Genomic DNA, 12,806 nt, shown 5'->3' on the forward strand with positions numbered 1-12,806 from the left:
GTGTGCCGGCCAACGGTCGGCATCCACCTGATCGATGGCGGACCCGGTAGTGCCGGCTGCTGGCCGGCAATCCCGTGATCCCGGAGATGTCATGAGGTAGCCGGCCAGCGGCCGGCACTACGCTTTTCCAGGGATCAGCCGTTGTCGCGCAGGAACCGGGCCATCGAGGAGACGCCCGGCACGCGCGGCTCGAACTCGCCAGCCACGTCGATGAAGCCGCGCATCACTGCGATCTCGCGCGGACTGCGGTTGAGGCTGTCGCGCGCTTCAGGATCGGCGCCGGCGCGCAGCAGGCGCTGCACCAGCAACGGCAGGCCATGCAGCGCGGCCAGGTGCAGCGGGCCGAAGCCGCGCGGGTCGCGTACGTCCAGGCTTACGTCCTCGTCCAGCAGGCGCTCCACTGCGGCCATCACCACCTGCTCGTCGCAGGCGGTACCCGGCTCGGCGCGCGCGCCCAGCAGCAGCAGCAGCGGCGTGACAGCACCAGCGGCGGCCTGGTCCGGTTCGGCACCGGCCAGCAGCAGGGTGTCGAGCAGGGCCAGCAGGCGCGAGCGGTCGCGGGCACTGAAACCGTACAGCGCGGCACAGTGCAGCGGACCCAGCTGCTGCGCGTCACCGGCATGCACGTCGGCACCCGCCGTGAGCAGGCGCGCGACGATGTCCGGAAGGCCCAGCGCGGAGGCCAGCATCAGTACCGTCACGCCACCCGGCAGGCGGTGTTCCAGCTTGGCGCCAGCGTCGAGCAGGGCCGAAACGATGTCCACCTGGCGCATGCTGACCGCCGCCGACAGCGGCGTCGCGCCACTGGCCGCCGCGTGCTGCGGATCGGCGCCGCGCGCCAGCAGCAGGTCGGTTACCGCCAGGTGGCCGCCACCGGCAGCACGCAGCAGCGCGGTGCAGCCCTGTGCGTCGACCGCGTCGACGGCGAAGCCCAGATCGATGAGGCGGCGCACTGCATCGACGTCACCGGCCATTGCGGCGGCCGGCAGATCGGCCTCGCGCAGGGTCCGGCGCGGCAACGGCCACACCCGCCAATCGAGCCAGTCGGCCAGATCGCGGCGACCGATCGACAGCGCCACGCCCAGCGGTGTCTGGCCGTCGGCGGCACGTGCTTCGGGCGAGGCACCATGCTGCACCAGTAGCTTAAGCGCGCCTTCGCGGGCCAATGCGGTGGCCAGGTGCAATGCGGTCATGCCATGGCTGTCGCGCGCTTCACGATCGACGCCCGCCTTGAGCAGGGCCTGCTGCAGGCGCAGCCAGCCCAGGCGCACCGCCAGCGACAGCGGCGGATCGCCCGCCGGCGAGGCGGCGAACGGATCGGCGCCACGCTCAAGCAGTTCCAGTGCCAGCTGTTCCAGGCCGCGCGCGGCCTGGTCGTGCTGTGCGCAGGCAGCAAGGAAGCGCGCCAGGCCACCGCGGCCGGCCGGCGACAGGCCACGCTGCAGCATCACCTGCAACGCCGGCACCGCATCGATGCCGCGCGACAACAGCGCGAACATCGGCGTATCGGAGCAGGCATCACGCACATAGGGATCGGCGCCGTGGCCCAGCAGCCAGTCCACCGCACGCGGTTCCAGCGCCAACTCCGGATCGAGCAGCAGCCCGCCCAGTTCCTCCGGCTGGCACAGCCTGGCCAGCGCCGCCATGCCGTCGGTATTGCCGAAGCCCAGGGCCTCGCGCAGCAGGGTCAGCGGCGGACGATCCGGCAGCAGGCCGCTGGCACTGGCCGCTTCGCCACGATCGGCCAGGCCATCACTGACCGCGGCCGGCAACGGATAGGACGGGTCCAGCAGGGCTACGATCGCCCAGCGGCCGGCCTCGGCGGCGTAGTCCACCGCACGGCGGCCGAGCGGATCGGTGGCATCGGCCGCGATGCCCAGTTCGACCAGGCGCTTGATCAGCAGCGGCGAGACATCCTCGGCCATCGCCGCCAGCTGCACCGCATTGCGGCCTTCGCCGTCCACCGCGACCAGGTCCGGCTTGTGCGGCAGCAGGTGCTCGATCGCGGCGGCGCGACCGGCACGGGCCGCTTCCAGCCACGGCGTACGCCCCAGTGCATCGCGCGCCTCCAGATTGGCGCCCGCGCCGAGCAGCACGCCGATGATCTCGACATGGCCGGCCAGGGCCGCCTCATGCAGCGCACTGCGGCGCTGGCGATCGCGGGCGTCGGCCCGTGCCTTGTGCTTGAGCAGCAGCTGCACGCCCGCCGGATCATCATCCTCGGTGGCGGCGGCGGCCAGCAGCACCGGGGTGCCATCGGCCGGTTCGCAGCGTGCACCGCGTTCGAGCAGGAAGCGGGCCAGACGCCAGTTGCCCACCTGGCAGGCCACCGCCAGCGGCGACCAGCCATCACGGTTCAGCGCATCGACTTCGGCAGCGGCATCGCGCAGCAGCGCGGCCACCCCCGGGTCGGAACTGCGTGCGGCATGGTGCAGCGGGGTGTTGCCATCACTGTCGGTGGCACGCGAGTCGGCGCCGTTGGCGAGCAGGGTCATCACCGCTTCGGGGCGGCCATGCCAGCTGTCGCGGGTCGCCGCCAGCAGCGGGGTCATGCCCCGGTGCGGCGCATTCACATCGACGCCGCGGGCAATCAGTTCGCGCAGCAGGCGCAGGTCCGGCAGCACCGCAGCCAGCACCGCCAGGCTGCGCTGGTCACGCCAGTTCGGGTCCGGCAGCGCATACGGATCGGCACCGGCCTGCAGCAGCTGCAGGCCCCGGTCGATGCGGCCCTGGCGGGCGGCTTCATACAGCGCCGGTGTCAGTTCCTGCGGCGCCATCGCCTCCAGCGGCACGGTTTCGGCCGCCGCTGCGAACATCGGTTCGGGTTCAGCGCTGGACGCCGCCAACGGGCTGGAGCGCAGCGACACCAGCGGCGCAGGCGCGACCCGCTGCAGCAGCAGGTGCAGCACCGGCGACAGCAGTACGACCGCCAGTGCGGCGGGCCAGCGCGCGCTTTCCGGCAACAGGCCCGGCCAGGCCGGCAGCACCACCAGCGCGGCCAGCGCAATGACCAGCGCGGCCACGCCGAGGCCACGCCAGGCAGTCAGGTCGCGCCCCGCCAGCGCCTGCCAGTGCTGGGCCAGGCTGCCATCCAGGCGTTCGACATCGTTCCACAATGGCCAGGTGCGCCAGGCCGCCAACAGGCCGGCACTGACCAGTACGCTCAGGCCAAGCACTGCCGCCAGGCTGCCGCTGTCACGCAGTGCTGCGAGCGGCCAGGCCAGCAGCAGCGCCAGCAACAGCGGGGCGGCTGCCCACAAGGCCAGCAGCGCCGGCAGGTCCTGGCGTGCGACCACCTTCAGCGGCAGCAGCGCGCGGCTGCGGCGCCACCACGATATCGCCAACGCGAACGCGGGCTGCGCCAGTGCGGCAAGGACCGCACCCGGAACGCCGCCCACGGCGGCGCCCAGCGCCAGCACGGCGCCCGCGGCGAAGGCAATTGACAGAATGCGCGGACGGGAGGCGTCAGTCATAGTGGCGCGGCATCAGGCTGGCCACCGACGGCGGCACCTGCAGGTAGAACCCGCGCTCGCTCATTTCGCTGCGGACCTTTTCCGGGTCAGCCTGTGCCAGGCGGCGCTGGGCATCCAGGGCCACCTCCAGCACGAAGGCGAGCGTCCCCAGCGAGGTGAGCAGCGGCGCGGGCAGCGCGCTGAAATCATCGCGTCGGGGAACGTAGACGTAGGTGTCCGGCTTGAGTTGGCTTTTATAGACGTAGGCGTGCATGTCCGCGGGACGATAACCCGGGAAGAGCCATGATTGTGTCGGAAAGCCGACACCGGGGAAAGCCGTCAGCCGACGATGGCGGCGCGATCGGCGGCGTTTCGCCTGCGGGGTTCAGCAATGTGGCGGCGACGTTCAGGCTGCGCCGCCGCCACACGGGCGCTTACTTGACCTTGGCGTAGGTGCCCTTCAGCGCGACACCCGCGAGGATGGCACCGGCGTAGCACTCGTAGTTGGTGCTGCTCTTGAACTCGTTCTTCTTGTAATAGCTGACGATGTCGACCACGGCGTTGGCGCCGCGCGACTTGGCACCGTCCTGCAGCGCGCGCAGTGCCGACAGCGCAACCCAGCGGCAGGCCTCGGCATCGCTCTTGTTGGCGGCGTTGGTCTTCTTGTTGGTCACGTCTTCGCCCAGGCGCTGCTGCACGCTGACCGGCTGGCCGGCCAGATAGAAGCGCACGCTGCCGTCGATGCCGGCGTCCTTGGCGGCCTGCGAATTGACCAGTTCCTGCAGGGACTGTTCGACACGCGTGTCGCGGGCGGAAGCGGTGGAAGTCAGGGCCAGCAGCGCGGTAGCCGTGGCGATCATGAGAGTGCGGCGCATCGGAACATCTCCTTGTCGAGGGTGCGGGGGTAACGGGAACGGTGTGTTGGCGCAGTGGATCACTCGCTCCAGCGGCGGAACACCAGCGAGGTGTTGATGCCGCCGAAGGCGAAGTTGTTGCTCATCACGTACTCGGCCTGCAGTTCGCGGCCCTGCCCGGCGATGAAGTCGAGCTGGCCACAGCGCGGGTCGACCTCGGCCAGGTTCAGGGTGGGCGCGAACCAGCCGGCACGCATCATCTGGATGCTCACCCAGGCCTCGAACGCGCCACAGGCACCCAGCATGTGGCCGACGTAGCTCTTCAGCGAGCTGATCGGCACGCGGCTGCCGAACACCTGTGCGGTAGCCTGGCTCTCGGCGATGTCGCCGTGGTCGGTGGCGGTGCCATGGGCGTTGACGTAGTCGATCTGCGCCGCGTCCAAGCCGGCGTCCTCCAATGCCAGGCGCATGGCCTGGGCCATGGTGTCGGCACTGGGCTGGGTGACGTGCTGGCCATCGCTGTTGGTGCCGTAGCCGACCACCTCTGCAAGGATGGTGGCGCCGCGCGCCTGCGCGTGTTCCAGGTCTTCCAGGATCAGCGTGCACGCGCCCTCGCCCAGCACCAGGCCATCGCGGCCGGCATCGAACGGGCGAGGCGTGGTCTGCGGCGCGTCATTGCGCACGCTGGTGGCGAACAGCGTGTCGAACACCGCTGCAGCGGTGGCATCGAGCTGCTCGGCACCGCCGGCCACCATCACCGTCTGCTTGCCGCTGCGGATGGCTTCATAGGCCGCGCCCACACCCTGGCTGCCCGACGTGCAGGCGCTGGAGGTGGTGTACACGCGCCCGGACAGGCCGAAGAACACGCCGATGTTGACCGGCGCGGTGTGGCTCATCATCTTCAGGTAGGTGGTGGCGCTGATGCCATCCGTGGTGAATTCGTTGAGCATGCGCCCGAATTCGCCGGTGGCCTCGTGGCTGCCGGACGAGGAGCCATAGGCCACCCCGGTACGGCCACTGCGCAGCACCGGATGCTCATGCAGGCCGGCCTCGCGCAGCGCCACCTCGGTGGCGCGCACCGACATGATCGCGACCTTGCCCATCGAGCGGGTGGTCTTGCGGTTGTAGTTCGGCGGCAGCTCGAAGTCCTGCGCCGGCGCGGCCAGCTTGGTGTTCAGCCCGGCATAGACATCCCACTCGGGCATCGCACGCACCGCGTTGCGGCAGCTGCGCAGGTGTGCCTCGATGGTCGGCCAGTCGTGGCCGATTGGACTGATGGCGGCGGCGCCGGTGACCACCACGCGACGATCGGCGGCCATCAGAGCATGCCTCCGTTCACCGAGATCACCTGCCGGGTGATGTAGCCGGCCGGTTCGGACAGCAGGAACGCCACGGTAGCCGCCACTTCGTCCGGGCGGCCAACGCGGCCGGCGGGAATCAGCTTGAGCGCGTGTTCAACCACTTCGTCATTGAGCATTTCGGTCTCGATCAGGCCCGGGGCCACGCAGTTGACGGTGATCTGGCGGCTGGCCAGTTCCAGCGCCAGGGCCTTGGTGGCGCCGATGATGCCGGCCTTGGCGGCACTGTAGTTGACCTGCCCGCGGTTGCCGGCCAGTCCGGAGACCGACGACAGGGTGACGATGCGGCCCGGCTTGCGCCGCCGCACCATCGGCATGATCAGCGGATGCAGCACGTTGTAGAAGCCATCCAGGTTGGTGTGGATGACCTGGTCCCAATCGTCCGCTGACAGCGCCGGGAAGGCGCCATCGCGGGCGATGCCGGCATTGCAGACCACGCCGTAGTACGCGCCGTGCGCTTCGACATCGGCCTCCAGAGCGGCCCGCGCAGACGCGCGGTCGGCCACGTCGAACACCAGCACGCGGGCCTGCTGGCCCAGTGCCTGGATCTCGGTGACCACCGCCTGTGCTTCATCCACGCGGCTGCGGCAATGCACCACCACGTCGAAGCCATCGCGCGCGATGCGCAGCGCGATGGCCCGGCCGATGCCCCGGCTGGCGCCGGTCACCAGCACGCTTCGATTCCCTGTCATGCCTGTCCACTCTCCAGATAGGCCATCGCGTCGGCCGGTTCGAACACCGAGACGTTGGCTGTCGCCCATTCTTCCTCGCCTGCCAGGATGCGGCAGGCGAACATCCCCAATCCATTGTCACCCAACAGCTCGCAGCGCGCCTGTACGCGCAGCCGCGAACCGCTGGGGAAGCTGCTGCGCGCGCTGCTGTAGCGGCGGCTGCCGAGCAGGAAGCCCAGCTGCGGTGGCCTGCCGGCCGCACGCGCGCGGCAACCGGCCCAGGCCGCGATGGCCTGCGCCATGTACTCGATGCCGACCCATGCCGGCACCTGGTCATCCTCGACGAACAGGCCGGCCTCGGGCACCACCAGTTCGGCCTCGATGGCGTCCTGGTCCCATTGCGTGATGCGCTCCAGCAGGCACATGTCCTGGCGGTGCGGCACCACGTCTTCGATCGCGTACAACGTGTTCATCGACGCTCCAGTGCCAGCACGGCATTGCTGCCGCCGAAGGCGAACGAATTGCTCAGCACCCGCCGCGGCGGCTGCGCAAGGCGCGTGCCCGGTGCGACCAGCGGCAGCACCGGCAGTGCCGGGTCGGCCACGCCGTCCCACCAGTGCGGCGGCAGCAGCTGCTGCGGGTTCTCGGCCAGCACGATCCAGCACAGCGCCGCCTCGATGGCACCCGAGGCACCCAGGGTGTGGCCGGTCAACGGCTTGGTCGAACTGGCCGGCACGTGGCAGCCCAGCACCTGCGACACGGCCAGGCTTTCCATCGCATCGTTGTGGCCGGTCGCGGTCCCATGCAGGTTCACATAGTCCACTTCGCCGGCGGCCCAGCCAGCACGCTGCAGCGCCTGCTGCAGGGCGTCGATGGCGCCCAGGCCCTGCGGGTCCGGGGCGGACATGTGGTGGGCGTCGGCCGACTCGCCCCACCCCGCCAGGCATACCGGGCCGGGTTCGCGGGTGAGCAGGAACAGCGCGGCGCCTTCGCCGATGTTGATACCGGTACGATGCTGCGAGAACGGATTGCAGCGTTGGGCCGCGACCGATTCCAGCGCGCTGAAGCCGGCCACGGTGAAGCGGCACAGCGAATCGGCGCCACCGGCGATCACCGCATCGACGATGCCGGCGCGCAGCATGCGTGCAGCCGACATCAGCGCCTTGGCACTGGACGAGCAGGCAGTGGACAGGGTCCATGCCGGCCCCTGTGCGCCACTGCGCTGGCGCACGAACTGCGCGGCGGTGCCCATTTCCTGCTGGGCGTAGTCAAAGCCCTGCGGCCACTGGCCCTGTTCGGCATGGCTGCGCAATGCCTGCTCGGATTCACCAATGCCCGAGGTGCTGGTGCCCAGCACCACCGCCACGCGCTCGGCGCCATGGCGGGCGATCGCCGCGGCCACTGCCGGCGCGATCTGAGCCAATGCCACGTCCAGCAGGGCATTGTTTCGCCCGCGCAGGGCCACCGGCAGATCATCCAGCGCCGGCAGCGGCGTGCGTACTTCTCCCAGCGCCAGGGTGCGCCCCGGCAACAGGCTGTCGTTGTCGCTGAGCCCGCCCGGCGCGTCGGCGAACAGTGCCGACGTCACTGCGGCGCGGCCAGCGCCGAGTGCACAGACCACACCCAGGTCGTTCAGGTAGATCGGTGCGCTCATCGGTCCGGCCCGGCCATGTCGATCGATTCGATGCGCAGCGCATAGCCTTCGGCGCGGTTGTCCAGCTGCACGCTGCCATCGTCCAGCCGCTGCAGGTGCAGCCACACGGTGCCCTCACGCGACAGGCTGCGCTGATGGCCATCATCACTGACCTGCCAGCCCGCCGGCAGCACGGCGGCAATGGCCGCGGTCGGCCACAGCGCGAACTGCAGGTCATCCAGCACGCGCTCGGCGCGCACCTGCGGTGGCAGCCATGGCGCGCGCTGCTGGGTCAGCTGCTGGCCGTCCCATTGCAGGCGCACGCCGGTCTGGCCCATCGCCTGCACGGCCAGCTGCACCTGCTGGGCGTCGGCTTCCAGCAGCGCGTCGAGATCGCGCTCATGCGTGCCGAAGCGGAAATGCAGCTGCTGCTGCAGCGCCAGCGGCGCCGGCAGGCTGGCTGGCGCCAGGCGCAGCGGCGGCAGTTCCACCTGCGGTTTCGGCATGCGGCCGGCACAGGCGGCCAGCAGCAGGCACAGCAGCAGGGCCGCAGTACGGAAGATCAGGCGCTGCACAATTCCTCCAGCACGCGCATGCGGCGACCACTTTCATCGGCCACATACGGATTCTTGGTGTCCCAGGCGTAACCGGCCAGGATGGAGCTGATCATGTCGCGCACTTCGGGCTGCTGCTGCGGGTGGTAGATGATCTTCTGGAAGCCGCCCTGGTACCAGCTTTCGACGAAGCGGCGGAAGGTCTTCACGCCCGCGCGCAGCGGGATCGAGAACTCGGCCTCCCAGTCCACGGCCTGGCCGGCATAGCGGCGCTTGAGGCATTCACTGGCGAGCTGCGCGGACTTGAAGGCAATGGTCACGCCGGAGGAGAACACCGGATCGAGGAACTCGCCGGCGTTGCCCAGCAACGCGTAGCCGGGCCCCCACAGCGAGCTGACGTTGGCCGAATAGCCGGTGATGCGGCGCACCGGCAGCACCGCCCATTCGGCGTTGACCAGCAGGCGGGTCAGGTTGGGGTCCTCGCCGACGATGGCCTGCAGCTTCTGCAGGTCGTCACCCTCGTAGCGCTCGAAGAACGACGGCTCGGCGACCACGCCCAGCGAACAGCAGCCATTGGAGAACGGGATCGTCCAGTACCAGACGTCGATGTGCTCGGGGTGGGTGGTGATCAGGATCTTGTTGCGATCGAAGTCCGCTTCGGCCGGAATGTTGTCGCGCACGTGGCAGAAGATCGCGCCGCGCACCGGGAAGTTGGACGGCGACTCCAGCTGCAGCAGCCGCGGCAGCAGCCGCGCGAAGCCGGAGGCATCGAGGATGAAATCGGCCTCGATGCGGTATTCACTGCCGTCCGGGCGACGTACCGTCACCGCCGGTTGCTCGCCCGGCTCGACCGCAAGCACTTCGTCGCCGAAGCGCAGCGTGGTGCCCATGCGCTCGGCGCCGCGTGCCAGCACGTTGTCGAAGTCGGCGCGCTGCACCTGGTAGGTGGTGCCCCAACCCGGCGAGAACTTCTTCCTGAAATCGAACGCCGTACGCGCTTCGCCGTGCACGAAGGCGGCACCGTTCTTGTACTGGAAACCCGCCTCGACCACGTCCTGCAGCAGGCCGGCCGCCTCGATGTACTCCATGCTCTGCGGCAGCAGGCTTTCACCGATGGAGAAGCGCGGGAACTGCTGGCGCTCCAGCATCAGGACCTGGCGGCCCTGCTGGCGCAGCATCGCCGCGGCCACGGAACCGGCCGGGCCGGCGCCGATGATCAGGATTTCAGTGCGTTCGACAGCATCCACAGCAGTGTTCATCGGTGCGTCCTTGTTGCTCGATCAAGTGGAAAGAAGGAAGTCGGAAAACAGGCTCAGGCCGGCGGCAGATCGTGCGGCGGCGGGCGGAACAGCGGCGAGATCAGCCAGACCAGGCCGATGCCGAACAGCAGGGTCAGGCCGAACGCGCGCAACGCCGGGGTCTGCGACAGGCCCAGCAAGCCGAACGACAGCCAGGTGCTGGCCGCGCCCACGCACACGGCCAGCCAGGCACTGGCGTCGCCGCGGTGCTCGATCAGGAAAATGCCGTAGTCGATGCCCATGCCCAGCAGCAGCATCAGTGCCAGCACGTTGAACAGCTGCAGCGGCTGGCCGAACAGGCCCAGCAGGCCCAAGGTCAATGCGCCGGCAATCAGGGTCGGCGCGAACACGCGCCAGGCCTGGCGGCGGTAGCGCAGCCACAGCGCGCCGAACACCAGCACGATGCCGACCAGCAGCAGCCCGCCCATCAGCTTGCGGTAGTGGCCCAGCAGCTGCGAGAAGTCGGCGGTGCGATCCACCCAGCGAACGCCGGGCAGGCCTTCGGCGGCACCGCGCAGGGTGGCCAGCGTATCCGCGCGCGACAGGTCATCGACCATCACCACGCTGATCATCTGCCCGCCGACCTCGCCCACCCACAGGTGCCGGAACGGCTGCGAGGCCGGCGAGGCCAGGAACGCTTCGGCGGTGAGTGGCGCGTCCGCGAACGGCGGTCGTTGCAGTGGCTCTCCCACGGCCTCGGACACGGCCGCAAGCACACCCGGTTCAACCTTCGCAGTCAGCGCCGCGTCGGCCTGCTGGCGCGACGGCGACGGCAGCCAATCGCTGATCGCGCGATAGCCCCCAATGCGCTTCTGGTTGGCCAGTACGCGCAGGCGTTCGGTCAACGCTTCCTCACGCTGCAGCAACTGCGCCGCGTCGGTGCCCTGTACCAGGTAGAACTGTGCCGGGCTGGGCATGCCCAGCAGCTGGCTCAGGCGGATCTGCTGCGCCATCAGCGCGGGCGGCGACGATTGCAGGCTGCGCAGGTCGTCGTTGCTGTGCAGGCGGGCGATACCGATTGCAGCCAGTGCCAGCGTGATCACCACGAACACCGTCACCGGGCGACGGCCATGCAGGCGCGGGAAGCGCTCCAGCGTGTTGCCCAGCCACTGCGAGAAACGGGTCTGGCGGATCTCTCCGCCATCCAGCCACGGGAACCAGAAAATCACCGTGAGGAAGGCGGCGGCCAGGCCGACCACCGAGAACAATGCCATCTGGCGCAGGCCCGGGAACGGGGCCAGGCCCAGTGCCAGGTAGGCCAGCGCACTGGTCAGCAGGGCCAGCCACAGGCCGGGCAGCAGGTGCCGCAGCAGTTTCCAGCGACGATCAGCCGGTTCGGCCTGGCGCGAAGCGAACCAGTGGATGCCGTAGTCCTCGGCCACGCCCACCAGCGACGCACCAAACACCAGGGTCAGCACATGCACCTTGCCAAACACCAGCACGGTCACCGCCAGCGCCACGCCACAGCCGATCAGCAGTGAGGCGGCAACCAGCAGGATCGGTCGCAGCGAACGGAACGCCAGCCACACCAGCAGCAGCACCGCGGCCAGCGAGCCCCAGCCGATCGTGTTGATCTCCTGGTTGGCCTGCACCGCCGCCGCTTCGGCGTGCAGCGGCACACCCGCATGCAGGATTTCCAGTTCTGGCGCCGCCGTCCTGGCGGCCAGCCCGGCACGTTCCAGCAGGCCGTCGAGATGGCGCTCGCCGTCAAGCTGGAACGCCGACCCCGGGGTGTCGAACTGCAGTACGGCCCAATGCCTGCCCTCGGCTTCGAGCAGGCCGTCATCGCCCAGCCGCAACCCCGACCCCTGCGCCTGCTGCTGCCACCATTGCGGCCACAGCGACAGCGGGTCCTGGCGCCAATCGGTCAGGCGCGGGGCGCCCATCGGACCGTACAGCGCAGCCAACGCCTGCTCGGCCAACGCGCCCGGCTCGCTGCCCTGCAGCTGCTCGCGCTGGGCCGGGGTCAGCAGGCGGTCGCGGTACGGCGCGTAGAACGCGCGCGCCTCGTCGAACCAGCCTTCGACCGAACCGCTGGGCACCAGCAACGCACTGTCGGCATCCGCCGCCATCGCCGCAGCGAACGCCGCCTGTGCGCGCTTGGCGGCGGCGCCATCCTTGCTGCCCAGCAGCACCACCACCTGGCGCGAGCTGCCGTCGGCGATGCGCCGGGTGACGTCACTCAACAGGCGGTCATGCGCGTCCTGCGGCAGCAGGGCGAGGATGTCGGTGTCGATCCGCGACTGCTGGCTCCACAGGCGCCATTGCTGCGCACCCAACACCAGCAGGAGCACCAGCCAGGCGATGCCCAGCCAGTGCCACCAGCGCCGCAACCGGTCCGGCCCGTTCGATGCTGCCCCCTCACTCAAAGCGGCGTGCCTCGTCGGCGGTGAGCGTGGCCGGCGCTTCGCTCAGTGCACTGAACTGGATCTGCGTGCGGTCCTTGTTGGCCTCGACGATCTCGACCTGGCGCACGTAGCGGTCACCTTGCAGGGTCAGCGACTGGAACGCCTTGGCCAGCATCGCCGACTTCGGCGTCAGCCGCAGCCGCCAGCCCTGCCCTTCACGGCTGGCCGCCACGTTGAACTGGCCGGACAGCGCCTGCACGTCGCCACTCATCAGCGCGAACATGATCGCGTTCACCGAACGCATCGCCGGCTGCTGCCGTGCATCGAGCTCGACACGGGTGCTGCCATCGCGCTGGCGGCTGAGGATGCGGTCGGCGGTGACCACCACTTCGGAGGGGAACGGCTTGAGCGTGGTCCAGATCACGCCATGCTGGCGCGCGACCACGAAGCGGCCCTGCGAGCGCAGCGGGTTCTTGAAGCCGCTGACCTGCTTTTCCTGGCTGAACTGGCCACGCAGCACGTCCGGCCGCGCCACCGCCTGGGTGATCACATCGATGGCGGGGTCGGCGGCCTGCACCTGCGGTGCGGCAATGAACATCAGCGCGCACAGCAGCACGCTGGAAAGACGGACAAGCATG

11 protein-coding genes are annotated in these 12,806 nt (G+C 69.7%); all 11 read right to left on the reverse strand.

The window, feature by feature from the left end:
- Positions 1–134 precede the first annotated feature (134 nt).
- Positions 135–3,473, reverse strand: coding sequence for an ankyrin repeat domain-containing protein (locus ACSDHM_RS18295; protein WP_227837069.1), 3,339 nt, complete (start codon positions 3,471–3,473; stop codon positions 135–137).
- Complete coding sequence (locus ACSDHM_RS18300; protein ID WP_014648833.1) at positions 3,466–3,726, reverse strand: YcgL domain-containing protein; 261 nt, start codon at positions 3,724–3,726, stop codon at positions 3,466–3,468. The genes ACSDHM_RS18295 and ACSDHM_RS18300 overlap by 8 nt, the downstream gene beginning before the upstream one ends.
- Before the next feature lie 160 nt (positions 3,727–3,886).
- Positions 3,887–4,327 (reverse strand): hypothetical protein, encoded by a 441-nt coding sequence (locus ACSDHM_RS18305; protein WP_005420284.1) that lies wholly within the window; start codon positions 4,325–4,327, stop codon positions 3,887–3,889.
- 59 nt (positions 4,328–4,386) lie between these two features.
- Positions 4,387–5,625: a beta-ketoacyl-ACP synthase gene (locus ACSDHM_RS18310; protein WP_438914864.1), complete on the reverse strand. Its 1,239-nt coding sequence runs from the start codon at positions 5,623–5,625 to the stop codon at positions 4,387–4,389.
- Positions 5,625–6,356, reverse strand: a complete 732-nt coding sequence (gene fabG / locus ACSDHM_RS18315) for a 3-oxoacyl-ACP reductase FabG (protein ID WP_111128537.1) — start codon at positions 6,354–6,356, stop codon at positions 5,625–5,627. Before fabG ends, ACSDHM_RS18310 begins: the two co-directional genes overlap by 1 nt.
- Positions 6,353–6,808, reverse strand: coding sequence for an ApeP family dehydratase (locus tag ACSDHM_RS18320; RefSeq protein ID WP_005420287.1), 456 nt, complete (start codon positions 6,806–6,808; stop codon positions 6,353–6,355). The genes fabG and ACSDHM_RS18320 overlap by 4 nt, the downstream gene beginning before the upstream one ends.
- On the reverse strand, positions 6,805–7,989 hold the full coding sequence (locus ACSDHM_RS18325) for a beta-ketoacyl-ACP synthase (protein ID WP_353080484.1): 1,185 nt from the start codon (positions 7,987–7,989) through the stop codon (positions 6,805–6,807). The genes ACSDHM_RS18320 and ACSDHM_RS18325 overlap by 4 nt, the downstream gene beginning before the upstream one ends.
- Positions 7,986–8,543, reverse strand: coding sequence for a DUF3261 domain-containing protein (locus ACSDHM_RS18330; protein ID WP_065177844.1), 558 nt, complete (start codon positions 8,541–8,543; stop codon positions 7,986–7,988). The genes ACSDHM_RS18325 and ACSDHM_RS18330 overlap by 4 nt, the downstream gene beginning before the upstream one ends.
- Positions 8,531–9,781 (reverse strand): NAD(P)/FAD-dependent oxidoreductase, encoded by a 1,251-nt coding sequence (locus ACSDHM_RS18335; RefSeq protein ID WP_438914863.1) that lies wholly within the window; start codon positions 9,779–9,781, stop codon positions 8,531–8,533. The genes ACSDHM_RS18330 and ACSDHM_RS18335 overlap by 13 nt, the downstream gene beginning before the upstream one ends.
- Before the next feature lie 53 nt (positions 9,782–9,834).
- Entirely contained in the window at positions 9,835–12,189 is a 2,355-nt protein-coding gene (locus tag ACSDHM_RS18340; protein ID WP_438914862.1) for an MMPL family transporter, read from the reverse strand.
- Positions 12,182–12,805: a LolA family protein gene (locus tag ACSDHM_RS18345; RefSeq protein ID WP_172412127.1), complete on the reverse strand. Its 624-nt coding sequence runs from the start codon at positions 12,803–12,805 to the stop codon at positions 12,182–12,184. Before ACSDHM_RS18345 ends, ACSDHM_RS18340 begins: the two co-directional genes overlap by 8 nt.
- Position 12,806 lies beyond the last annotated feature (1 nt).

The sequence above is a fragment of the Stenotrophomonas sp. T8 genome, assembly GCF_051853085.1.
Classification (GTDB): Bacteria; Pseudomonadota; Gammaproteobacteria; order Xanthomonadales; family Xanthomonadaceae; genus Stenotrophomonas; species Stenotrophomonas sepilia.